Genomic DNA, 23,125 nt, shown 5'->3' with positions numbered 1-23,125 from the left:
GTCAAACTTTATCGGCTACGATTTACCGCAGGATCAATTTCCCATGTGCTAAGCCATTTTGAGTGCCTGCATTCGTTGGATTTTAGAGATAGCCAGTATAACTTGTTTTCGAAACATAATGTACACCTCCGATTAAATTCAAGAACGCGAACAAAAAAACCGTTTGGCACACACACCAAAATGGGTTGGTGTGAAAGCCAAACGGCTCTTTCATTCGCTCTCCGAGTTCTCTCGGATAGATTAGATGCGTCAACCGCGCATAAAAAGGAAAAATGGTTGATCACGAAACCATATTCATGGGCTCAACTGAGCTTGCCCAAATTATACCACAACCTTTTTGCGATTTACAAGCAGCGAATGATAGACATCAGAACTTGGTTAACCATAATAACATTACGTCATATATTTCTTGTATTTTCCTTTCTTTTCATCTGGAAGTGAATAGGGTATAACGAATGTTCCAACACAAGTAAAAGATATACGTGCGCTAGCCATTGCATACGATCGCTTAGGCGTACATTTCGAGAACGGGACGGCATGTGGGTGGAACGGCAACACGTTAAGGGCACCATATGTTATCCAATTGAAAGGCTCTTACGATGCTGCTCTAACGCAGAATAACGATGGCACATTCAGTATCTCCGCAGACTGGAGTATGGGGAAGAATCTCGTTGATGAGATAGGGAAACATAGGGGTAAGCTGCCCAGATGTATGGTGCTGCCATTTTACATATGGAGGCAGAAAGTCAGGGAATGAAGGTAGAAGAAACGTTATTAGAGGGCGGGAAGATCGCTAGTATCAAAGCGAAGAAGTCTCTACCCGCCTTCGGTATCATGCAAGCTTATATTTTAAACAGGGTGGAGGTAGGGAAATTGATCGGGAGGTTGCCATTTCTTAATAGCGCAGTTTCAGGTTTAAGGCTGCATGGCAAGTAAAACTGCAGGCTACTTTGTATCTGTGTATTTTGAAAAGGAGAGAATCACATGTTTAGAAGAATAGGAACAGACTTGGGGCGGATAGGTTAACTGAATCGGTTAAAGTAGAAAAACCATACGGACTACAGCTGAACGAATATAAAAAGGCATCACAGCCAGATTCATAAATACTACCGCTAATAATAAACCCCCGTAAGACGAAATAAGCCCAATTCTTTATAGTTAGTCCGTTTTAAACGCATCACGCACTTGTTTTATAAGTTGTTTGGTAACAATTGATTGCCTAGTTTTGATTCTCGAGAAGTGTGAAAAGGCTACTACTTGGTCATAAAGGTCATTCGAGACTGATTAGACTCGTGCGTACTGGTTAAACGTTGATAGTACCAAAAAAAGTCCTTCCGTTTGAGGAAGGAATGACTGGTAGATATTTGGCTGATGAACTGTTTTCAATATACGCAGAGGTATCGATTTTGCCTTCACAAATTTAAAGAAAATATGAAGTAAAAAGCTTCGACACCTCCAGGTACATCTATGATCAACTAATACAACGTTAGAACGAATAAGCAGTTGACAATTGGTAAAAAAGACCTCTAATATGTGTATAATACAACAAATGTACCATGCACAAAAGAGGTGTTAAGAATGAATCGTGATCAAATTCTGTCGCTTAGAACAACTGTTCAACAGTTCATTCGATTGTTCGGTGTGTTAGAACAAACGGTTACTCCATGCGGATTTTCCATGTCATTATCCCAAGTATTTGCTCTACAGGAGTTAGAGAACCGTTCTATGTCGATTAAAGATCTTGCGGAAGAACTTCGATTGGAACGCAGCTCTGTGAGTCGTTTGGTAGATGGACTGGTAAAAGGGGGATTTGTCTTAAGAGAACTAAACGAACAAAACCGAAGAGAGGTAATCCTTTGTCTAACAGAAAAAGGGGAACGAACTATGAATAGACTGCGAGAACAGTCCATTGAGTTTTATGAGTCAATTTTGAATCATCTATCTGAAACAAGCCAAGAAAAAGTATTAGAAGGATATCAACTGTTTACCGAATCTTTAGTAAAATTAAGGAGGGGAGTACAATAAATCACAATCAACCTCAAATTAACTCTAACTCCAAATTACAAGTAGTTACATCTATTGGCTCCATTATATTATCGTTTATCGCATCATCTCATCATTGGCTTCATATGGCGATAGTATTCTTATTAGGAAGCTCTACAGGGATGATGGCATCCATGTCAACGATTGAATGGGTTAGAAGGTTCATGATTATTGCTACTCTGATAACCACGATGTTCTCCCTTTATCGTCTGGTTAAACATAAACATGTGTCCCCTGTCATGAAGTCAATCACGATTATTTCCGCTGTGATTTCTTTAGGGTTTGTTATTTACACCATCTATAATTTTGGGTGGTAGAGCCCTAACGTTTTTCTAATAACCATGCAGCTAAATGACGAAAATGAATTCGTGAAAAAAATGGTATCGTGCTGGTTGGAAATTAACGAGTGTGACTACTGCACTGAACAGGATCGTTAGTTTATAACAGGCATAAACTCTGAAAATGCTATAGACGCCATGGACGTCTTTTTTATAATACTGGTATGTTTCACGCAACATATTGTTTCTTCTGTGGTGGTTAAAAAAGGGGTGGGGATTATATCCAAAAAAGTTGAAATTCCCCGCCCATGTACTGTATGATCCTACCCGTAAGCTTAATGACGCAATGTCCCGTATCTAGGAGGAGTTATCAATCCTAGGGACGGGCTTTTTCATTGGAATATTTAATTAGGACAAGCATAAGTAAGTAATGTAAGGAACGTCTTACTTTCTGGAAGGAGGGAGCATAATGTTTGAAAAACCATTATTCTCAAAAGTTTCCTCGAAGGGGCAAACTGTTATCCCAGCAGAATTAAGGGATAAGATGAAAATCCAACAGGGTAGCGTCTTACATTTTCAGCAGCTATCCATCAATACGTTCGTGATACGGGTGATGGGGGAAGGGGAGTCCGTAGCTCTCCGTCCAACTACTATTCACGCCAAAATACCCGCTATAGGTCTAAAGAAGACTTTCTAACGGTCTCTTGTCGGTTTCCTTTTTGTGACCTTTGGTATTCCAACGATCTTTTCTTGTTCAGTAAGTTTCCGGGAAAGTAACTCTATATAGGATTCCGAGAACGTCCGTGCTCCGGTGGGGAATGGTATGATTTTTCGATTCATGATTTCTCCGTTCCTCTCTGCTCCATAGTAGTATTAGTCTTCCCTCGGAATTTTGAGTTTATTCAGAAGAGAGGAGTGTTTGAAACATGAGGCTGAATTGGTTCCAACGGGCAATCCAAGATTATCGTCGTGTACCGTTTGAAATTGAAAGTAAGCAAATTGTTCAACTCGATCGATTACAGCATGCCATCAATTATTATAGAAGCAAAGAAGACAACGGCAGCGACACTTATGTGGAAACGGATATTCCGTCGATATGCAGGGTCTTCATTATTACGGGAATCGAGCATGCCATGAAAGTAGGATTTTCATCCTTTACCAAAGCTTTTCGTCATTATATGGACGAGCAGCGGATCCGGACAAACATACAGTATAAGAGCACCTTCGCGTACTTACAATCTGCTGAACAAAGGGCCCTTCAAGATCTATACGCATTAGTCAATGAACACCTCGAAGATGAACACTTGAGTCATTATCAACCACATTACGATATTGTTGTCGATGATGTGGTTTGTTTTTTCATTCAAAATGGGTGTGAAGAGTTTACGCGCATTTCCATTCCGAAAGCATCCTCGATGCTGGACATACGCTCTGTCTAAAGGATGCGGACATTGGACATTGGACACTGTCCATGCGATAAATTTGGTGGAGGGGGCATTTTTATGGTGAAGAGAGTGGGGGAGAGAGGAGTAAGAAAGGAGAGGGCCGATAAGAAAAAGCAGCTGCGACCATGGCTTCCTGGTACTCTTCGTTCTGAAATCAATTCGCTAACAAAATTCTTGGGCTCCCCTTCCCGGGCTGCCATCATGGAGAAGCTATTGAACATAACGGTTACTAATCGCGGATTTATTGATTACATCAAGCCATATATGGTCAGAACGGTGAGCCTGCCGGTAAGCTCTGATGGTGCATACCATTTCACGGTGTTTGCAAATCCAAACGGTAAGAACACCGCTGAAGATCTGTATACTTCGCTAAAGGCCGGTGTAAGCAACCGTGCATCATTTTTTGTGACAAAACAGGTAGCTGAAACGTACCTTCATCCGCTTACCTCTGGATTGGACATCTCATACGATGGTCTGACCACACTTATCATTGATTACGGAATGCGCGAGTTGGTGGACAGGCTGGCACCGGGGTATACATATAAATATATATATACGAAGAAGCATTCCCAAAAATGTGCGAGGCTTTTATCATGAGTGATTAGAAAATGTAAAATTGGGAGCGAGAGAGTTCATGCCAAAAAGCATACTGAAGAATTCGATCATACACTTGCTCAGTCAATTGTCTATTTAAGAATTTCAAAAATCGTATCATACCTGGCTGAGAAGCTGGGCTGTACCGAACAGTCATGGCCCCAAAAATCATTTCGAGGGTCTTACTTTCCAATCTGCCGTTCATACTTCTGTCTTAAATCAGGAAAAGGATAAACGTAATTTCTTAGAACGGATTTGGGAACCGAATAAGAAAAGGCAGCAGCAATCCTAATGAATCCAAGTGTTGCAAGTGAGCTGACCGGGGATGAGACTGTCGACTTTCTAGTCAATTACTTGAAACAAGAGCTACTGGATTATGGGAGATTGACGATCGTTAATACCAGTCCAATCGTAAAAGGCAGCAAAACAAGAAAAGCGGATTTTATCATGGATCAGGTAAATAACGATATTATCTCGGAAATTCTTGAAACTGCTGATCTTATCATTCTCGAATGGGGGAAAAATGGACAGAATTTCGGGGTGCCCTTGATGTCAGCCACTTTACGGAGCCTATTTCTTAAGACCTTTCAAAAGTTATTTGTTTTCGGGTACGGTAAATGAAAAGAATAAAATATACCCAAATCATCCTCATCCGCAATTAAATGAGGATCAATTTTCATTGGTGCATGATCTTATCCCATTTTAGACGACACCTTAATGTGTGGTTCGATCGTAAGTGGTAAAGGAAGTAAAAATGGCAACATACCTAAGGTAAGCACGATCCAGAAATGGATCGTTTTTTTTGATTTATTTATTGAAGAACACCGAGATGCATTAACTGGTGCCCCCTAGCTCTTAACAAAGTCGGTTTTTGGTTTCAACTAGTTAGTGGAATGGGCACATATGTAAGATATAAGCAGTCGGAGTGGTATACATACTTGTGCTGAATCGGTGCTAATCATCCAAGAGGAGCATAAATCATGAAGTTAGCTTACAAAGAGTACAAGTGGCTATTGATTGTATTCCTAATTCCAATTATATTTTTCAGTTACTTTATTTACAGGGATTTCAAAGACGAGCAGTTTCAAAAAGAGTATAAACAATTTATCGCAAAAGATATAATCCCCTCAATTTCTGGACTAAAGCCGTTAGACATGTGGAATTAAATTCTGATCAATTCGACAAAATTCTACTACCTCCATATTTTCTACATACTTTTCAGGTATACTCCTACTGTTTCTATCATACTCTTGAGAAAATTAGGAGTTTACATATGAAAACTAATGGAGCAGTTTTTTCATTGTTGGCATGTTTAATTACGTGGAGTATCTTCCCCATGCCAAACACCTGGGCAAAACAAGAGTCAGCGGCAAGCATTCAAAAACAGTTGGATGATATTCGATCACAAAAAAAGAAAAAAGCACAGTCAGTGAAAAGTATTGACTCTGAACTTGAGAGTATCAACAAACAAGAAAAACAATTAAACCAGGATTTAATGGTCATTGATTTAAAACGCAATGAGATTCAACTTAAAATAGATAAGTTAGAACAGCAAATCGCCTATACAAGAGACGAGATGGTTATGACTCAAGAAGAACTAAATGAAATTTCGTTACGAATGGCAGAGAGGGAATCGATTCTCCGTGCAAGAGTAAAGGCTTTATACGAACAAGGGAATACGACCTATTTGGATTTGCTTTTAGGGTCTAAAAACTTCGGAGAATTTCTAATACGCTTGGAAAGTATTCAAATGATCGTCAATCAAGATAATCAAATCTTGGAGGAGCATCAAAAAGATAAAGACTTGCTTACCAAAAAAGAGATATCGATCAAGAACTCTATGGATTCCGTTAAATTACTTATGGAGGAATCTGAGACATTCAAAATAACACTTGATCAACAATACCAGAAGAGTTTGGTTCTCCAAGCTGCATTGAAAGAAAAACAGGATAAGTTAACGGAAATCAAGGACGAGGAAGAGCAGGCTTTAAAAGAATTAATGGCAGTGGAGGCTAAGAAAATTGCAGAAACAAAGAAGATTAAGCGACCCTCTCCGTCAGCTCCTTCTAAATCAACCATGAAATCATTTAGAGGAGGAGAGCTATTTCTTCCTCTCCCATCTAATAGCTATAGACAGACCTCTGCATTTGGTTTAAGAACTGACCCATTTACTGGAAAGTCAGCAGGTCATAATGGACTTGACCTTGCTGCGCCAAAAGGGACTGCTATATATGCGGCTGAAGATGGTGTAGTTACAATTGCCAGCTATATGGGCGGATATGGTAACGCGATCGTTATTAAACACAACGATGAAATCAGTACTTTATATGCTCATATTCGCGAAGGGGGACTCATGGTTGAGAGCGGACAGGAAGTGAAAAGAGGTCAAAAAATCGCAGAAGTCGGGTCGACCGGGCGTTCAACAGGGAATCATCTGCATTTTACAGTATATAAAAATGATAATGCTGTAGATCCCAATGAATATCTAAATTAAAAATAGCACGACAGGAGAACGGTTATTTGATGAAAGTATTATATTCTTTTTTGTGCCTATTTCTTGTCTGGATGATGACCATTCCTCCAGCAGAAGCGGATATAGAAAACGGTTGGTACATTACCGGCATATCTTATGAGAAACAATTTATAGTTGGTACAGAGTCATTATTTTATGTGGGGGTTGTGGATGCAAAAACTAAAACAGGTCAAATAGGCGCACTTGACAGCACATCTCCAGTAACAGGTGCTGTAGTGTCTGCCGTATTTACGAAAGACCAAGAAAGGAAAGAAGTGTCATTAACCCACGATCAAAACGGCGAATACAAGGGTAGGGTATTACTGTCAGAAAGCGGTGAGTGGAAAGTCAGTATTAAAGCTACTGATGATCACCATGATACACTCCTTTCTACCGCGATAAAGGTTACAGAGCCTGAATCTAATGGGTACACTTTCTTTATTATCTTGTTGGGAATCGCAACAATTGCAGTAGTTATATTTATTTTCAAGGTAAGGCGTTCAAGATAATATGATGCTCATTCATATAGGTGGTCACGATATTGTTTGTGGCCATCTTTTTCTTTTCTTGACTCCATAATTCCTACATATTTTGGCCCTATACTTACCTTACAAGAGTAAATGGCAATTGAAACGGGAGGAAATTGTGGATTGGATTACAAACGTAGAGACAATAGCAGAATGGATACGGTCCTGGGGCCCAGTGGCCATAGCTGTCAGCATATTGCTGAATATACTAATCAGCATTACGGGAGTTTTACCGTCTATCTTTTTATCAGGAGCAAACGCAGTAGTTTTTGGGCTGGAGCGGGGATTTTTTGTTTCACTTGCCGGTGAAGTGATTGGTGCTGCTCTTGCGTTCATGTTATATCGTTGGGGTAGTACGAAAATTATAAAAATACAGAAGTGGAAAGAAAGTAAATGGCTTAGTAAGATTAATAACTCTTCAAGTATGAGACAAATGACAGGTATTGTTCTGTTACGAATCAATCCAATGATACCATCTGGACTTGTCAATTTTGGAACTGCATTAACGAGAATCTCACTCCTTCACTTTATGATTGCGACATTAATTGGGAAGACTCCATCAATGGTATTTGAAACAATCGTAGGACATGATCTGGTTTTTCTCTCGGAAAATAAGTCCCGTCTTATCATCTCCCTTTTATTGGGTTCTCTCGTATTTTTCCTATTCTGGTCAAAACGTAAAAAGGAGGAGGATAAAGTATGAAGAAACTGCTAGTGGTACTGATTATTATCGTTTTGGCTGTTCTAGCTTTTTACAATAATCAATCCAAAAAGGGGACACTAGATCAGATTCCAAAAGTAGGCTTTTCTGCCCCGAATTTTTCTCTGACGGCTTTGGATAAGCAAACATATGGAATTGCAGGGGAACGTGATAAGCCAGTGATTATCAATTTTTGGGCGTCCTGGTGCGGTCCTTGCAGACAAGAAGCACCCGATCTGAAAGCAGTTTACGAAAAGTATCAGGATAAACTGGATTTCTACGCGATTAATATGACATCCAACGATGATCTTGAATCAGCAAAGTTATTTGTGAAAGAATTTGCTTTTCAATTCCCAATCCTCCTAGATGAAAAAGGGACCATTTCCGATCAATATCAAGTAATATCTATCCCCACGACTTACTTTATTGATAGAAATGGGATTATCAAGCATAAAATTATAGGTGCGACCGACCGTGGATCGTTTGAACAATACGTGAAAGAGTTGGTACGCTAATATGTTTATTCGGCTAATTCATCAACTAACGGATGTGGAATGGGTCTCCATGATTTTTTCCGCCCTAATTGGATATCTGGTTATCTCCAGAATGTTAAAAGGGGATCCATCTAGAGAACAGATTACGGATAGTTTGTTTAAAGGTGGATTAATACTCTTGGCTATTTGGAAGCTATCCCCCCTTTTCCTGCAACCTTCTATGCTTACAGACAGCAGTCTGAATTTGTTTTCATTTTTACTCTCTATTGGTACTGAACTAGGATATTATTTAGGTGTCGTAGCAGGGGTAAGTTATGTCATCCTCAAGCTCCGAAAAGGCAAAATACCGAAAGATAAATTTGCTGTAGTTTTCCCATTTGGATTACTTAGTACCTTCACATTATTTTTCCTTATGACTCGAAATATTGGTACCGAAACCGACCTATTCTGGGGTGTTTCGGTAGACCAATCTGTGTACAAATATCACCCTATTGGGGTATATCAACTCATATTTGGGGTGCTTACTGGGGCATTTCTATTTTTGAGAAAAAGAAAAGGAACACCTGTACCCTTTCGTACATTCTTAGTCTGGTTTAGTCTGGGACAAATGGTTTTGACTCTTGTCCAGTTTACCATACCATTCTTTGCAGGGTTTTCGCTCCAACAGATCTTCTATCTTTCTGTTGCTGGACTTTTAATTTTACTGCCGATGTCAAAACTGGAAGGGAAGAGAGTGTCATGAGAGTGATTTTATTTTATATTGGGGATTATCCCGTCGGTTCCTACGGTCTTGTCGTAGCTCTAGCTATCTTGTTGTCCCTCGGTCTTGCAAGGTATTTGGCAAGGGACACTATCTACCGAGAACATATACACCCGTTTACGCTTACAGCAGTCATATCTGCAATTCTCGGTGCAAGATTATGGGAGGTTCTCTTTTTTCAATGGTCGTATTATTCGACCCACCCCCTAGAAATCTTTGCAATTTGGAATGGCGGATTATCCATTCAAGGAGCAATTGTAGGGGGATTAGTGGCAGCGATATATTACGCTTGGTGGAATAAATTGCCGTTTTGGGACTTCGTTGATACATTAGCCCCGGCTGTTGTCTTCGGCCAAGGGATTGGCCGGATTGCTTGCTTCTTAAATGGTGATGCTTTTGGATCGCCAACGGGGAACGGATTTGGTATTGTCTACCCTGAAGGAACAATCGCTTACGAACGGTATGGTTCCCAGCCACTGTGGCCTGCAGAAATTTGGGAAGGTCAATGGGATATTTTGATTTTCGGTTTACTATTAGTTTTAAAAAACAAGCGCTTGCCTAAGGGAATGCTATTCATTACTTACCAATGTTTATATGCATTTGGTAGATTTGCTTTAGAATTTTTACGCGGTGATACCCCGCGATTTTTATTCAATTGGACTGCAGCTCAGTGGACCAGTATTGGGGTAATTGTTATTATGCTCACGATTTTAGCTTACCTAGTTAAACGAGATCGGGGCAGTAAAATTTCCGAAATAAACGCGTAATTAATAGCTAGATCATCGTTGCATTCGAACGACTGAGGGGTGCTACAAATGTCCACGATTCTAATTGTTGATGATGAGCCGCAAATCCTTGAAATCCTTTCATCCTATTTGAGAAAGGAAGGGTACCATGTTATTACGGCAGAAGATGGTAGGCAGGCACTGGAATGTGCGGCCACCTATCCAATTGGCCTTATCATCCTCGATCTAATGTTGCCTGACATGACCGGTGAAAATGTATGCAGGGAAATCCGTAAAACTTCAAGAGTGCCGATCTTGATGCTGACGGCCAAAAGTGGGGAAGCCGACAGAATCACCGGTTTGGAGATCGGGGCAGATGATTATCTTGTAAAACCGTTTAGTCCTCGTGAGCTAGTAGCAAGGGTAAGGGCCATATTGAGGAGAATAGGGGAGTATCAGGTATTGAGCGACCTTATCGGAATTGGTGACCTGAAGATATCATTGCGTGAGAAAAACGTTACAAAGAAGGGGCAAGCGGTAGAAATGACACCCAATGAGTTTCGCATGCTTACCACCTTGGTACGTCACCCTGGCCGAACGTGGTCACGTGAAGAGTTGGTGGAAGAAGTACTTGGAATGGACTTCGCTGGGAGCGACCGAACGATCGACACGCATATTAAAAACTTGCGGCAGAAACTTGAAGACGATCCAAAACAACCAGAGTACATTAAAACAGTGTACGGTTTAGGTTACCGCTTTGACAATCCTGCCAAGAATGGGGGTTAACGTTTGAAAAGCATATGGATGAGACTGGCGCTGGCCTTAATGGCTGTTAGCGCCAGTGGTATTCTGATATCTACGATTCTCTCGATCAAAGAGATGGATTATCATTTTTCTCTCTATGTGAGTGATGTGAATCAACAGCACCAGCAAGATCTCCTCGAAATCCTTCAGAATGAGTATCAAAGGGGACAAGGATGGAACGATCGTACTCTAGTGAAACTTGAATCCGCTTCTCGAGTACTCGGGGTGCAAATTTCTCTGTTTGATCATGAGAGAACACTCATCCGAACGTTTGGGAAAACAGTTAGTTCAGCTTTTTCGAGTAAAGATGACATGATTCCTATTAAGGACAACGAAAAAACGGTAGGGTACATCGACATCCAATATGACAACTCTAATGCAATGTCCTTAGAGGAGCACTTTCAGATAGCCCATACAAATGCAATGCAGTGGACAATGCTTGCTTTGCTTCTTCTGGTCTGTATCGCCAGCATTTTCATCGCTAAGCGAATTGCCAAGCCCATTGTTAATATGAGTGAAGCTGCCCAACAAGTATCAAAAGGGGATCTATCTATAAGAGTAGCTCTTCCTAAGGGTAAAGACGAACTGACAGTTTTGGTGCAAGCATTTAATAATTTGGTTCGGAACTTACAAAGACAGGAGGAGCTAAGGAAACGGTTAACTTCTGATATCGCCCACGAATTGCGAACGCCGTTAAATACGTTACTTGCCCAAACGGAAGGCATGTTGGATGGGATTTGGGAAGCGTCCCCAGACCATCTAGAAGCTACTCGTTCCGAAGTTCTACGGCTCATAAGAATTGTAAGTGATTTGGACCAAGTAATTCAGGCGGAAGCTGGTGCATTGAAATTCTCTAAGGAAGTGACAAACCTTAGTCAAGTAGTAGAAGGCATCGTGGATTCGATGACTGCAGCATTTCAGCTACACGGGATAAATTTAACAAGTCAGCTGAATACCGATGGGTGGATTGTAGGAGATAAACAAAGAATGGCTCAAGTAGTTTCCAATTTGATCACGAATTCGTTGAAACATTCGTCACAGGGTGGCGAAGTTATAGTTTCTGTTGAAAAAAAGGGAAGTTGCGTTGAGGTCAAGGTGAAGGATAATGGAGCCGGAATCTCACCAGAAGATTTGCCTTTTGTTTTCGAACGTTTTTATCGTGGAGATCGTTCACGTAGTAGGGAGAAAGGAGGAACAGGTCTAGGATTGACCATCGTGAAGGGGATTGTGGAGGCTCATCAAGGAAATATCACCATCGAAAGCGGAATAGGTAAGGGAACAATTATAACGCTAACTTTTCCGGCTGTGGAAAACAAATTTTGACTATAGGGGACTACAAAGGGTAAAAGCATTTGTTAACTTGAGATTGTTGAGGGCTCTTGTGAAGTATTTTGCAAATGATCTGTTCCAATTGTGAAAGTCTTGACGCAAGCAGCGACAAGAATGGAGATCATTGCATTGAATGGTGGAAGACATTGAATCCGTTACACGTAGCATCTTTTCGTAATTAATGATCTTGTTAGAAAGAAAAACAATTCTATAGCCCGAATGGGTCATCGTGAGTTTCTTCGATGAAACTAAAAAAACATTACAAATAATATACTTTTACAGATTGTACATTTTCAAACCGCCAAGTAAAAAAGAAACGATATAATCGATCTATTGCAGAGGAAACCTTTCCGGCAAACAGGGGGGATAATCATGGGGAGTCAACTTGATAACATGTCACCAAATGTAGGGTCAGCATCATTTTTGGAACTATGGAGTCCAAATTTGATGCTCTTGACGATTTTTCTTGCAATTTTGTACTTTCTAATAGCAGGTCCGTTACGCAATCGCTTTGCCAATTCTGCTCCTGCAACCACCAAACAAAAGTGCCTTTTTGTTTTTGCATTGATTTTGTTTTATACAGCTGAAGGGAGCCCCATAAGTTATTTCGGTCATCATTACTTATTTAGTCTTCACATGACGCAGCAGTCACTTTTATATTATGCATTGCCACCGGTTACGCTATTAGCAATACCTGATTGGCTCTTGGAAAAAATCTTCCAGCCCAAATTACTCAAATCGATTCTGCGTTTTTCTACCCATCCGATATTAGCATCGTTGGTTTTCAATACGTTATTTTCCTTTTACCATATCCCAATCATCTTTGACAAAGTAGCAGGCAATACCCAATGGATGATGGCATTTCATGTAGTCTTATTACTTTCGGCATTCGCTATGTGGTGGCCGATAGTAAGTCCATTTTCAGATAAGCAGCAACTATCGGGATTAAAAAAGCTTGCCTATATCTTTGCGAACGGAGTGCTTATTACTCCTGCTTGTGCTTTAATAATTTTTGCTGCTAATCCTTTATATCATCAATACAGTCTACATCCTCAACTTTTCACTAACTTGGATCCATTTAGTGACCAGCGTCTAGGAGGTATTATAATGAAGCTAGTACAGGAACTAGTATTCGGTTCTGTGCTTGCTTACGTCTTCTATAACTGGTATAGACAAGAGAAGCAAGAGGATATGTCAATGGAACAGCAAACATAACCACCAGCTGGCTAGTACAGTGAAGATGAGCGTAATTCAGAGTAAAGACAGTTAACCACTCACATTTCTTTTGTCATATACCATCAAAACCCTTGGTAGTACAAGGGTTTTTCATTATACTGAAAATGCTCACGGCTTCAGCTATATCGTGCTACGTCAGCAACTTGTCACCGTGGCTATTCCTTGCGCCCTAAACGTTCTCCTGGCCATTTGCGTTCGTGCAGTTATCCGCCGCGAGTAGGGGAGCCTTCAGCTTCCCCGACAGTCCTTCGTTCGTTTGGGAAGCAGCAGACGCTACCCTTCCTAGTCGGTGAAGTCATGGCGTGGGCAGCAAAGGAACGAGAGGCCGCGAACGAGACGTTCAACATTACTAACGGTGACGTCTCAACTTGAGAACGCTTAAAATGTATAAACTGGGTCTAAAACTTTATTTTCCTTAGTCAGCGAAGAGTAGTTTATGCTTTCGTTTATAAAAGGTCATTACCATGCAGTGAAATTGCTTTGCACTTCTGCTATTAAGTTGGAACTGGCTATGTTCAATGATATAAATTAGTACAGCCACTAACTACAAAAGGGTAGGAACATTCTTTCCTACCCTTTTGTACATTTTTTACTCTGGCATATTATTCACGCTTGGATCGATGGTAAAGTTAGGTTTGAAACCATTGTATTTTACTTCTGTCATCATACCTTTTGAAGCGTGCCCCAGGTCATGACAGTGGAACATCCAGTTTCCCGGATTGTCAGCCTTGAATGCTACGACATATTCCTCCCCTGGTAAAATGTTTAGTGTATCTTTCACTAATGGGGAACCAGAGACAGGCTTACCATCTTTACTCAAGACTTGGAAGAAGTGACCGTGAAGATGCATAGGGTGAATGTCTTCTGATGAATTATTCACCATTTTTACTTTCACCAAGTCTCCTTCTTTAACATTAAGCGGTGGGATGTCCGGGAAAGTCTTACCGTTAATAGTAAAGGACATGTCACCATTGCTCATTTTAGTGTTGAGATCCATCGTATATTCAATGTCGTATTTATCATCTAAAGAGAAGTTACCTTTTGCTGCTTCACCGTATTTTGTGATATCAACCAAAGGCATGTCACCTGAATCTGCTTTTACAGTAGCATTATCTGAACCTTCATAGATAATGGGAATGGCCAGAGATTTTGCACCCGGATTTGAACTGTGTTCGTCCAGAAGCCATTTACCCGGATTATTTGCTACAAATTCGAGGTCGTACCGTTCACCTGGTGCGATATTCAGCAATTGGCCGTTAATGAGAGGTGGGTTGTTAATCGGTTGACCATCGGTCGAAACGATTTTGAAATCATGACCAGGCAAGTGCATCTTGTGTGAGAGATACCCGGCGTTAATCAGACGGATTCTTACCTTTTCCCCTTCTTTTACTCTTAAGGGTTGGATAGCCGCTCCTGTCTTGCCATTTGCAGAAAAGATCGTGTACATCAATGGCATCATTTCAGCATCGCTCATATTACTCATGTCCATAGTAGAGCTGTTGGCAGTGCTGCCATGGTTCTTATTACTCATGTCCATAGTAGAGCTGTTGGCAGTGCTGCCATGGTTCATGTTACTCATGTCCATAGTGGAGCTGTTGGTGGTGCTGCCATGGTTCATGTTACTCATGTCCATATTTGCGTTATCTGCTGTACCACCATTCTTATCACCTCCAGCCCCGCCTCCGTGCATTTCGGCCATGCTGTCGTCTTGCATCCATTCATCCAAAACAAGAGTGTAATCTTTATCGACAGGTTCTGCATCCTTTGCCTCTACGACTAAAGATCCATATAAGCCTTTGTCGACTTGGTTAACACCATCCTGGTGAGAATGGTACCAATAAGTGCCGGGAACATCGACTTTAAATTCATAAGTGAAACTCTCTTTAGGTTTTACAGCATTTTGTGTAATACCTGGAATCCCGTCCATGTTATTCGGAACAGGTAACCCATGCCAGTGAATAGTTACAGGATCCGGTAACTCGTTATTCAAGACGACTTTAATTGTTTCCCCTTGTTTGACACGCAGTTGTGGTCCTGGCACGGTGCCATTATAAGTCCACGCTGTCTTCATAGTTTTGTCATCAAGCATGAGCATGTTTTCTTTTGCGGTTAAATTAAAAGTATTCCCTGTAAGAACTTCTGAAACTGGATCAGCAGAGGCAGACATTTGTTTTGCTTGATCGTTTCCTTCTGAATTCATGGAACCCATTTTCGACATATCATGGCCTTGCATATTATTTTGATTACTATTTGAACAAGCAGACAATACGAGTGCACCTGTTAATAAGACCGGGAGTACAATCCACTTTCTCGTTTGTTTCTTTTTGGTCATTTTGAATCCTCCTTTACAACTTCTAGGTGAAGAATAGCATACGATTGTGAAGAAAAGATGGAGAATGATCTTTTCTATAAATGCAAAGGCTTAGGATGACACTACTTCGCAAAGTTTATATTTAACCAGCCAAGGTCGAAGGTGGGGAAGGACAATAAAGAGTGATTTTATGATTGCGTTTGGTCTCCTATTCGTAACACTTATCGCTGTTTGGTTACTTTATAGATTCGGGTAGCTATACCGGCGTGTGATTTATCACCAACTCCTGCTTTTGTATTATACGCGTAAATCATAAGCACTCCCGTCTGTGTATATGTACATAAGAAGATGGGTAAGAGTATTTTCCACTATGGAATAAAGGGCACAAAAAGCACCTCGAACCGGGTGCTTTTTTAATGAGCGAGCATAACGGCTTTTATGTCGGCTTATGTTTAGTTCTAGCCAAACTGCCTGGACACAGGACATCCTCATTTTCAACACAATTTCTTCACAACCGCGTTCTACAATAGAACAGATTAGATAATGGGAATTGAACTAATTCGAAGTGATTTGAAAGGAGTACGATCCATGGGTCTTACTTTGGTGGGAACAGCTTTGATTACTCTTGTAATTTTTGTATGGTTTATCGTTACAAGAAGGCAAATTGAATCGTTAAAAAATGTGAAAAAACAAGAAGAAAGGGAAAAACGTCAAAAATTGTCCAGAACCCTCGGTTATTTAAAATGGGGGATGATTGCTTCCTTTCTTGTGGTAGTTGCAACGGGAGCACTGGCTCTGTTAGGAAATGCCAAAGAGCAGGGAATTTATCTTGAACATACACATGGGTTGGGTTATTCATCGGACGGTAAACGCATATTAATTCCAGCGCATGATGGACTGAGGGTATATGAAGATGGGCGTTGGAAAACACCGGAGGGTGAAAAACACGATTATATGGGGTTCTCACCTGTAAATGATGGTTTTTATAGCAGCGGCCACCCGGCCCAGGGATCTGAGTTGAACAATCCATTCGGCATTGTAAAAAGTACAGATGAAGGGAAAACAATAAAGTCTCTTGCTTTGGACGGAGAAACAGATTTTCACAACATGGCAGTGGGATATACGTCCCATGTCATTTACGCAATTAATCCCCAGCCTAATTCCAAAATGAGTTCAGCTGGTCTGTATTATTCAAAGGACGAAGGCAAGTCATGGACAAAAAGCGAAATGAACGGAATGACGGAGGAGCCAACAGCAATGGCTGTTCATCCTACGGAACCTTCTATTCTTGCCTTTGGCACTCCAACTGCGGTCTATTTTTCAAATAATTATGGGAACGCATTTGAAAAAGTAACTTCAGCAGGACAAGCTACCGCTTTGTTTTTTACGAACAAAGGCGAACTGTATATCGGTGGATACCAGAACAATGCGTACCTTCGTAAGGTGGATGTCGCAAGTAAAGCGTCAGAGGAACTGAAAATCCCTGAACTTGAGAAAGACGCCGTTGCTTTCTTTGCCCAGAATCCAAGTAATGAGAAAGAAATGGCTTTTGTAACCTTTAAAAATGACGTCTATCTATCAATCGACGAAGGTTCGAAGTGGACGAAAATCGCTGATGAAGGGAAGACTATTTCCAACGACGCTGAGAAAGCAAACTAAAAACAGTAAAGGAGTAAAATGCTCCTTTACTACCGAGTTATCCATTTTAACGCGGTGTGGCAATATACATCTTCATATTCTCTCCATATTGTTTGAGTATGATTACTCTGAAGGAACTTATGAGGGGAGACCGATGTATGAAGAAATTTGTGATTGGAGCCGTTCTTATCCTTTCCTTGGTGGTAAGCGCATGCTCATCGTCCGAAAACAAAAATGATAATATGCAGAACATGGACCACTCTAATATGCAAAATATGGATCATTCCAACATGACCAACAATACACAAAAGAACTAAAATATCGACTCCCCATCATTTCATGTGATGGGGAGTCCTTTTAATCGCCATTTTTGCTCTTAGTCAACAGGCTTTACCCTTTGTGATTTTGAGCCTAATTTCACCATGAAATAGCAGCCCACTAGAAACAAAAATACAATAATCCCTACAATTTCGAAATCAATCTCCGCCCAAGGATTAAAGAAAGTAAACGCTTCGTAAAAGGAGACACCGTATGCTAATACCACGATGACCCAGCCAATCATCCTTGAAGCGAATTGTCCATGTTTGTTTGATTGAGTAATCATACGATATACCACCAATGAATCAATGGTATCAGTGATCATAATGCCTATCATAAAGACAAGCCCCAAAATCAAAGGCATATATGTGTTTGAATTTCCCGCCGCAAGAGCCCAAACAGATGTTTGGCTAACTGTCTCTGCAGCAAGTGCAAACAATGCTCCAACTAAAATAATGAGGAATGGATTTGTGGTTCCCCTGGCTATCTTAGAAATAAGTTTTCCCTTTAACCCGCTTACATGAAATTCCTGCTTTTTGGCCTTTGTTCGAAGCAGATTATAAATATTTAACGTCCCGATAAGAAAAAGCGAAGAGATGGAAACCCAGGTAGCAAATGTGTCAAAGTGCTCTGGGAAGGTAAAGTCCTTGATCAGCATACCCAGAATAACGGCCATACTTGCCACGACCGCCCCATGGCCAAATGAAAATAATGTCCCAACCCAACGGGCAATGCGGCTGCCCATTCTCCAATTGAAACGAGTCTGGCCGTCAATAAAGGCTAAATGATCAGCATCTAGTCCATGGCGAAGTCCTAAAATAAATACAAGAAAAATCAGTGAAAGGTTCTCCAACAATAACTCCTCCTCATGAATAAATATAGCAACACAAAAAACCCCCAACCTTCATTCGATTGGGGCACTTAGTGCACGCGCAAAAATACGAAATATCGCCAAATCAATATTTTCGTTCCGTCCACGTACACCGCTCCTTTCCGCGAAGGCTTTTGGTGTGCAAGTTAGGTAGGTCTCCTGGCTATTGGATCATCGCACTTTATCGTCTTCCCCGAAATATTTCGAGTGACATGATGATAAAGTACTCCTCGATTACAGTGGCGGGACCGCTCGGGATTTACACCCGATTCCCTGTTACCCCTTGTTTTTTAAGGGCACCTAATTTGCTTCATACATATGAAGTTGTATTGTATCTTATTCGAGATGGAGACAAGAATTCCTTTTTCCCTTATTACTGGTAGTCAGTTGTAAACTGATATCAATCACGGAAGGTGAAATTTCCGTGTAAGGATAGTTTGGACACAAATGGGAAAGTTAATTTAAAAAGGGGTTGCTTACGATTGGATGAATTACTATACCTCATTGCATTAGTTGTGGGAAGCGTAGTTGGGTACTATTTATATCGCTATCAAAAAGAAAAACGCGTGAAAGCCAAGGAAAAGTTAAAACCATAAAATAAGCAGTCATAGTAAACATCGAAAAATTTTAGGTATTGCATACCCTACAGGGGTATAGTAATATAAGCGTTATAAAAGGTCTGGATATTCTTGGAGGTGTCGGCCTAATGAACAGCACGACTATGGCAAAAGACGCAAATGAAAACAATGCAAGCTTAAAAATAGAGGGGATGACCTGTGCATCCTGTGCGATCCGAATTGAAAAGGGCTTAGGTAAGTTAGAAGGTGTCAAGCAGGCGAATGTAAATTACGCTATGGAAAAAGCCACCGTAACCTACGATCCGTCCAAAGTAGATCTAACAACGTTACAAGCTAAGGTTAATGATCTGGGTTATAAGGTATCTACCGAAAAAACCGAATTAGATATTACGGGGATGACTTGTGCAGCATGTGCAACACGAATTGAGAAAGGGATTAAGAAGTTACCTGGTGTTATCGATGCTAATGTCAATTTGACAATGGAAAGGGCGACCGTTCATTTCAATCCGGGAGCAATCAGTACTGGCCAAATCATCGAGAAAATTGAGGATTTGGGATACGGTGCCCTACAACCTGAAGAATCAGCAGTTAAGAGTGATGACCGGGGAAAAGAAATAAGAGTACAAAAAACGCGTTTTTTTGTATCCGCAGCATTGTCATTGCCACTTCTCTATACCATGGTAGCTCATCTCGGACTATCGGGTATCTATATGCCCCATTTCTTAATGAATCCATGGGTACAATTTGCCTTGGCTACACCCGTTCAATTTATCATCGGCTGGCCTTTTTATAGGGGGGCCTATAAAGCTTTAAAGAACGGTAGTGCCAATATGGATGTTTTAGTTGCGTTGGGTACATCCGCTGCTTATTTTTACAGTTTCTTCGCTACGCTCGCCGGCAATACGGATAAATTGTACTATGAGACGAGTGCTGTTCTAATCACGTTGATAATCCTCGGTAAACTCTTTGAAGTTCTTGCTAAAGGTCGTACATCAGAAGCTATAAAAAAACTGATGGGTCTCCAAGCGAAAACGGCCACGGTCATTCGTGAGGAAAAGGAAACGGTCATCCCACTTGAAGACGTTGTGGTAGGGGACATCATTCTTGTGAAGCCTGGCGAAAAGATACCGGTAGACGGAGTTGTAAAGAAAGGAACCTCCGCAGTTGATGAATCCATGCTTACAGGTGAGAGTGTCCCGGTCGACAAGAAGGCTGGTGACGCAGTAATTGGAGCTACGATAAACAGGAATGGCAGCTTAATGATTGAGGCAACGAAGATCGGTAAAGATACGGCGTTGGCACAAATCATAAAGGTTGTAGAAGAAGCACAAGGTTCAAAGGCGCCGATACAACGTGTGGCCGACCGGATCTCCAGTATTTTTGTTCCGATCGTTGTAGGGATTTCAGTTCTTACCTTTATCATTTGGTATTTTTTCATGGAACCTGGCAATTTTACAGGTGCACTCGAGCCAGGGATTGCCGTACTTGTGATTGCGTGCCCTTGTGCTCTTGGATTGGCTACTCCAACATCTGTGATGGTTGGTACAGGAAAAGGCGCTGAATTGGGCATCTTGTTTAAGGGCGGAGAACACCTAGAGGCTGCACATAAATTGAACACAATTATCCTTGATAAAACGGGGACGATCACGAAAGGGGAACCATCGTTAACTGATATCGTAGCTGTAGGTAATATTCAAGACCAACAGTTGTTAACTTTGGTAGCTTCTGCTGAAAAAAATTCAGAGCATCCACTAGCACAAGCCATCGTGAAAGGAGCATTAGAGAAAGGTGTATCATTAAAACCTGTACACAACTTTGAAGCCATTCCAGGTTACGGATTGCAGGCAGAAGTGGACGATCAACAACTGTTAATTGGCACAAGGAAGCTCATGCACCGCCATAGCTTAGATACCTCTATGGTTGAAAGCAAAATGCAAGCTTTGGAAGATCAAGGTAAAACCGCAATGCTTATAGCCATTAACAATTCTCTTTCAGGTGTTGTTGCCGTAGCGGATACCATCAAAGAAAGTTCAAAAGAAGCAATCACCCAGTTAAAAGAACTGGGGCTCGAAGTGGTTATGATTACCGGTGATAATCAGCGAACTGCCAACTCCATCGCGAACCAAGTGGGTATTACTCAGGTGCGTGCGGAAGTACTTCCTGAAGACAAAGCTAAAGAAGTTGAAGCGTATAAGCAGCAAGGTAAAAAAGTAGCAATGGTCGGTGATGGGATTAATGACGCTCCTGCACTTGCTACTGCTGATGTAGGGATGGCTATAGGTACTGGAACGGATATTGCGATGGAAGCTGCGGATGTGACTTTAATGCGAGGCGAACTGACGAGCATCGCTCAATCCATTGCACTTAGTCATAAAACCATGCAAAACATTAAACAAAATCTATTTTGGGCATTGTTCTACAATAGTGTCGGTATTCCGGTTGCTGCTGTGGGATTGTTGGCTCCTTGGGTTGCAGGGGCTGCAATGGCATTTAGTTCTGTATCCGTTGTTCTTAATGCGCTACGTCTCAAGCGTGTGAAGATTTGATACGCGTTCCCGGTCTAATGCCGCAGACTGTAATCCAAGATCCAAATTCATTCAAAAAGGAGAGAGAAAAATGTCTATTACATTGAACGTTCAAGGAATGTCATGCAACCACTGCGTGAACTCTATTGAAGGGGCTCTGAATAAACTTGAAGGTGTAAGCTCAGCAAAAGTTTCCCTTGAAGATAACCAGGTTATCGTTACCTTTGATGAATCCATTGTTTCACTTGATAAGGTAAAAGAAACGATTGAAGATCAGGGATACGACGTTGCCTAATATCCTTAATATGAGAAAGGCCGCGGTTTATACCGTAGCCTTTCTTTGAAGTAGTATATTTCAGAAAGTTCAAAAATTGTGGTTGAGTTTGACATGACAAGATGTTGTCAAAAAACTGCTGAATCAGATACATCAAGTCATTTGTGTCCAATATGAGGTCAAAGCGGCAAGGATATAAAAGTAATTACATTGAAGTCTTTATTAAAGCCAGCATCACTAGCAAAATTACATCCCCAAACTGAACCATTTTTTTGTTCAACCTCCCATTGTGACGTGGTGTATTACAGTGAGTTGAACACATTTCTCATCCGATATCTTAAAGTGCCTATATTTCAAAAAAACAACGGATTGCAGAAGTAAAAGAATACGCCGTTGAATTCATTCGTGAACAGATGAAAGAGAACCGCTGTGGCTGTGAAGTAAATAAGCCACAAGGGGCATGTTGCAACGTATCTCATGTGGTTAAGCAATTAGGCAAGTATTGTGGAGGAGGAGTCATTCATGAATCGTGTAACGTTCGCAGTCAGTCCTGAAATTCGGGTAGGTGGATCTGTCTTTTCTCCAAAAGATATGATTGCAATTGGCCAAATTGTCGGTGATGATGCACAAATTGAGCTCACTACCTTTCAGCAATTAATCGTTGAGATGAATGAAGAAAATGCCGTAGAGGCTAAAAATGCATTGCGAGAAAAAGGTTTATGTGTCTATCAAACGGGTTCTGTTGTGAAAAACTTGTCAGTTTGCACTTTTTGCAAAGGAGCAGAAGAAGAAGGGTTATCGGCAGCAAAAAACTTGAACGATACTATAGTTGGCATGTCAGTGCCTTTTACCATGCGAGTAGGCTATACGGGTTGCCCAAATGCCTGTGGTGAACCTCTTGTCAAAGATATCGGAATTGTGAAACGAAAGGATACGTTTGAAATTTACGTTGGTGGCCAAACCAAAACTCTCGAGGCAAAAACGGCGGAATTGTTGATCGATCAGGTAAATGAAGATGATCTGTCTCCAATCGTAAAAAACGTTGTTACTTTGTATCAGGAAAAAGGGAAAAAGAGGGAGAAATTCTCGAAATTTGTGCAAAGATATGGAATCGAGAACATACGAAAAGATTTGGGGTTTTCCTCATAAATGATAATGGGGGA

At 41.0% G+C, this 23,125-nt stretch carries 22 protein-coding genes and 1 riboswitch; of the genes, 20 read left to right on the top strand and 2 right to left on the bottom strand.

Annotated elements, in window-relative coordinates; genetic code table 11:
* The first annotated feature begins 708 nt into the window (after positions 1-708).
* The 15 genes from ACLIN2_RS30800 (at position 709) to ACLIN2_RS30730 (ending at position 13,426) form a co-directional block, all read left to right on the top strand.
* On the top strand, positions 709-936 hold the full coding sequence (locus ACLIN2_RS30800) for a hypothetical protein (protein ID WP_411504883.1): 228 nt from the start codon (positions 709-711) through the stop codon (positions 934-936).
* Positions 937-1,578: 642 nt separating this feature from the next.
* Positions 1,579-2,025: a MarR family winged helix-turn-helix transcriptional regulator gene (locus ACLIN2_RS30795; RefSeq protein WP_411504882.1), complete on the top strand. Its 447-nt coding sequence runs from the start codon at positions 1,579-1,581 to the stop codon at positions 2,023-2,025.
* Between the two features lie 765 nt (positions 2,026-2,790).
* On the top strand, positions 2,791-3,018 hold the full coding sequence (locus tag ACLIN2_RS30790; protein WP_411504881.1) for an AbrB/MazE/SpoVT family DNA-binding domain-containing protein: 228 nt from the start codon (positions 2,791-2,793) through the stop codon (positions 3,016-3,018).
* Between the two features lie 229 nt (positions 3,019-3,247).
* A complete protein-coding gene (locus ACLIN2_RS30785) occupies positions 3,248-3,760 on the top strand; it encodes a hypothetical protein (RefSeq protein WP_411504880.1) in 513 nt (170 codons plus the stop codon).
* Between the two features lie 63 nt (positions 3,761-3,823).
* Complete coding sequence (locus tag ACLIN2_RS30780; RefSeq protein WP_411504879.1) at positions 3,824-4,363, top strand: hypothetical protein; 540 nt, start codon at positions 3,824-3,826, stop codon at positions 4,361-4,363.
* 288 nt (positions 4,364-4,651) lie between these two features.
* Positions 4,652-4,981 carry a DUF1643 domain-containing protein gene (locus tag ACLIN2_RS30775; RefSeq protein WP_411504878.1) on the top strand — a complete coding sequence of 110 codons (330 nt, stop codon included), beginning with the start codon at positions 4,652-4,654 and terminating at the stop codon, positions 4,979-4,981.
* 652 nt (positions 4,982-5,633) lie between these two features.
* Positions 5,634-6,854, top strand: coding sequence for a murein hydrolase activator EnvC family protein (locus ACLIN2_RS30770; RefSeq protein ID WP_411504877.1), 1,221 nt, complete (start codon positions 5,634-5,636; stop codon positions 6,852-6,854).
* A 29-nt stretch (positions 6,855-6,883) separates the two neighbouring features.
* A complete protein-coding gene (locus ACLIN2_RS30765) occupies positions 6,884-7,381 on the top strand; it encodes a FixH family protein (RefSeq protein WP_411504960.1) in 498 nt (165 codons plus the stop codon).
* Positions 7,382-7,517: 136 nt separating this feature from the next.
* Positions 7,518-8,102: a TVP38/TMEM64 family protein gene (locus ACLIN2_RS30760; RefSeq protein ID WP_411504876.1), complete on the top strand. Its 585-nt coding sequence runs from the start codon at positions 7,518-7,520 to the stop codon at positions 8,100-8,102.
* Positions 8,099-8,614, top strand: a complete 516-nt coding sequence (locus ACLIN2_RS30755) for a TlpA family protein disulfide reductase (RefSeq protein WP_411504875.1) — start codon at positions 8,099-8,101, stop codon at positions 8,612-8,614. The genes ACLIN2_RS30760 and ACLIN2_RS30755 overlap by 4 nt, the downstream gene beginning before the upstream one ends.
* 1 nt (position 8,615) lies before the next feature.
* On the top strand, positions 8,616-9,335 hold the full coding sequence (locus tag ACLIN2_RS30750) for a hypothetical protein (RefSeq protein WP_411504874.1): 720 nt from the start codon (positions 8,616-8,618) through the stop codon (positions 9,333-9,335).
* Entirely contained in the window at positions 9,332-10,120 is a 789-nt protein-coding gene (gene lgt, locus ACLIN2_RS30745) for a prolipoprotein diacylglyceryl transferase (protein ID WP_411504873.1), read from the top strand. The genes ACLIN2_RS30750 and lgt overlap by 4 nt, the downstream gene beginning before the upstream one ends.
* A gap of 48 nt (positions 10,121-10,168) precedes the next feature.
* Positions 10,169-10,864 carry a response regulator transcription factor gene (locus ACLIN2_RS30740; protein ID WP_411504872.1) on the top strand — a complete coding sequence of 232 codons (696 nt, stop codon included), beginning with the start codon at positions 10,169-10,171 and terminating at the stop codon, positions 10,862-10,864.
* Between the two features lie 3 nt (positions 10,865-10,867).
* The gene (locus ACLIN2_RS30735) at positions 10,868-12,205 is read left to right on the top strand and encodes a sensor histidine kinase (protein ID WP_411504871.1); all 1,338 of its coding nucleotides are present in this window, start codon (positions 10,868-10,870) and stop codon (positions 12,203-12,205) included.
* 378 nt (positions 12,206-12,583) lie between these two features.
* Entirely contained in the window at positions 12,584-13,426 is an 843-nt protein-coding gene (locus ACLIN2_RS30730) for a cytochrome c oxidase assembly protein (RefSeq protein WP_411504870.1), read from the top strand.
* A gap of 610 nt (positions 13,427-14,036) precedes the next feature.
* Here the strand turns inward: ACLIN2_RS30730 and ACLIN2_RS30725 are convergent.
* Positions 14,037-15,779 (bottom strand): multicopper oxidase family protein, encoded by a 1,743-nt coding sequence (locus tag ACLIN2_RS30725; RefSeq protein ID WP_411504869.1) that lies wholly within the window; start codon positions 15,777-15,779, stop codon positions 14,037-14,039.
* A gap of 567 nt (positions 15,780-16,346) precedes the next feature.
* Between ACLIN2_RS30725 and ACLIN2_RS30720 the strand changes: the two genes are divergently transcribed.
* A complete protein-coding gene (locus ACLIN2_RS30720; protein ID WP_411504868.1) occupies positions 16,347-17,417 on the top strand; it encodes a F510_1955 family glycosylhydrolase in 1,071 nt (356 codons plus the stop codon).
* Positions 17,418-17,772: 355 nt separating this feature from the next.
* Here the strand turns inward: ACLIN2_RS30720 and ACLIN2_RS30715 are convergent, their stop codons facing one another.
* Complete coding sequence (locus ACLIN2_RS30715) at positions 17,773-18,567, bottom strand: sodium:proton antiporter (RefSeq protein WP_411504867.1); 795 nt, start codon at positions 18,565-18,567, stop codon at positions 17,773-17,775.
* 149 nt (positions 18,568-18,716) lie between these two features.
* Positions 18,717-18,904, bottom strand: a riboswitch (cobalamin riboswitch).
* 387 nt (positions 18,905-19,291) lie between these two features.
* Between ACLIN2_RS30715 and ACLIN2_RS30710 the strand changes: the two genes are divergently transcribed.
* The 4 genes from ACLIN2_RS30710 (at position 19,292) to ACLIN2_RS30695 (ending at position 23,111) form a co-directional block, all read left to right on the top strand.
* Complete coding sequence (locus ACLIN2_RS30710) at positions 19,292-21,709, top strand: heavy metal translocating P-type ATPase (RefSeq protein WP_411504866.1); 2,418 nt, start codon at positions 19,292-19,294, stop codon at positions 21,707-21,709.
* Between the two features lie 70 nt (positions 21,710-21,779).
* Positions 21,780-21,983, top strand: coding sequence for a copper chaperone CopZ (gene copZ / locus ACLIN2_RS30705; RefSeq protein ID WP_411504865.1), 204 nt, complete (start codon positions 21,780-21,782; stop codon positions 21,981-21,983).
* 189 nt (positions 21,984-22,172) lie between these two features.
* Positions 22,173-22,343: a hypothetical protein gene (locus ACLIN2_RS30700; RefSeq protein ID WP_411504864.1), complete on the top strand. Its 171-nt coding sequence runs from the start codon at positions 22,173-22,175 to the stop codon at positions 22,341-22,343.
* A gap of 141 nt (positions 22,344-22,484) precedes the next feature.
* On the top strand, positions 22,485-23,111 hold the full coding sequence (locus ACLIN2_RS30695) for a nitrite reductase (RefSeq protein WP_411504863.1): 627 nt from the start codon (positions 22,485-22,487) through the stop codon (positions 23,109-23,111).
* Positions 23,112-23,125 lie beyond the last annotated feature (14 nt).

Source organism: Brevibacillus centrosporus (assembly GCF_046622605.1).
GTDB lineage: Bacteria > Bacillota > Bacilli > Brevibacillales > Brevibacillaceae > Brevibacillus > Brevibacillus centrosporus.
This window is presented reverse-complemented; position numbering and strand designations above follow the sequence as displayed.

Bases quoted from the DNA above. Each gene is read 5' to 3' on its own strand.
- ACLIN2_RS30750 (WP_411504874.1), top strand. From the start codon at position 8,616: ATGTTTATTCGGCTAATTCATCAACTAACGGATGTGGAATGGGTCTCC.
- lgt (WP_411504873.1), top strand. From the start codon at position 9,332: ATGAGAGTGATTTTATTTTATATTGGGGATTATCCCGTCGGTTCCTAC.
- ACLIN2_RS30775 (WP_411504878.1), top strand. From the start codon at position 4,652: ATGAATCCAAGTGTTGCAAGTGAGCTGACCGGGGATGAGACTGTCGAC.
- copZ (WP_411504865.1), top strand. From the start codon at position 21,780: ATGTCTATTACATTGAACGTTCAAGGAATGTCATGCAACCACTGCGTG.
- ACLIN2_RS30790 (WP_411504881.1), top strand. From the start codon at position 2,791: ATGTTTGAAAAACCATTATTCTCAAAAGTTTCCTCGAAGGGGCAAACT.
- ACLIN2_RS30800 (WP_411504883.1), top strand. From the start codon at position 709: ATGTATGGTGCTGCCATTTTACATATGGAGGCAGAAAGTCAGGGAATG.
- ACLIN2_RS30755 (WP_411504875.1), top strand. From the start codon at position 8,099: ATGAAGAAACTGCTAGTGGTACTGATTATTATCGTTTTGGCTGTTCTA.
- ACLIN2_RS30725 (WP_411504869.1), bottom strand. From the start codon at position 15,779: ATGACCAAAAAGAAACAAACGAGAAAGTGGATTGTACTCCCGGTCTTA.
- ACLIN2_RS30785 (WP_411504880.1), top strand. From the start codon at position 3,248: ATGAGGCTGAATTGGTTCCAACGGGCAATCCAAGATTATCGTCGTGTA.
- ACLIN2_RS30795 (WP_411504882.1), top strand. From the start codon at position 1,579: ATGAATCGTGATCAAATTCTGTCGCTTAGAACAACTGTTCAACAGTTC.
- ACLIN2_RS30710 (WP_411504866.1), top strand. From the start codon at position 19,292: ATGAACAGCACGACTATGGCAAAAGACGCAAATGAAAACAATGCAAGC.
- ACLIN2_RS30740 (WP_411504872.1), top strand. From the start codon at position 10,169: ATGTCCACGATTCTAATTGTTGATGATGAGCCGCAAATCCTTGAAATC.
- ACLIN2_RS30730 (WP_411504870.1), top strand. From the start codon at position 12,584: ATGGGGAGTCAACTTGATAACATGTCACCAAATGTAGGGTCAGCATCA.
- ACLIN2_RS30765 (WP_411504960.1), top strand. From the start codon at position 6,884: ATGAAAGTATTATATTCTTTTTTGTGCCTATTTCTTGTCTGGATGATG.
- ACLIN2_RS30720 (WP_411504868.1), top strand. From the start codon at position 16,347: ATGGGTCTTACTTTGGTGGGAACAGCTTTGATTACTCTTGTAATTTTT.
- ACLIN2_RS30770 (WP_411504877.1), top strand. From the start codon at position 5,634: ATGAAAACTAATGGAGCAGTTTTTTCATTGTTGGCATGTTTAATTACG.
- ACLIN2_RS30695 (WP_411504863.1), top strand. From the start codon at position 22,485: ATGAATCGTGTAACGTTCGCAGTCAGTCCTGAAATTCGGGTAGGTGGA.
- ACLIN2_RS30780 (WP_411504879.1), top strand. From the start codon at position 3,824: ATGGTGAAGAGAGTGGGGGAGAGAGGAGTAAGAAAGGAGAGGGCCGAT.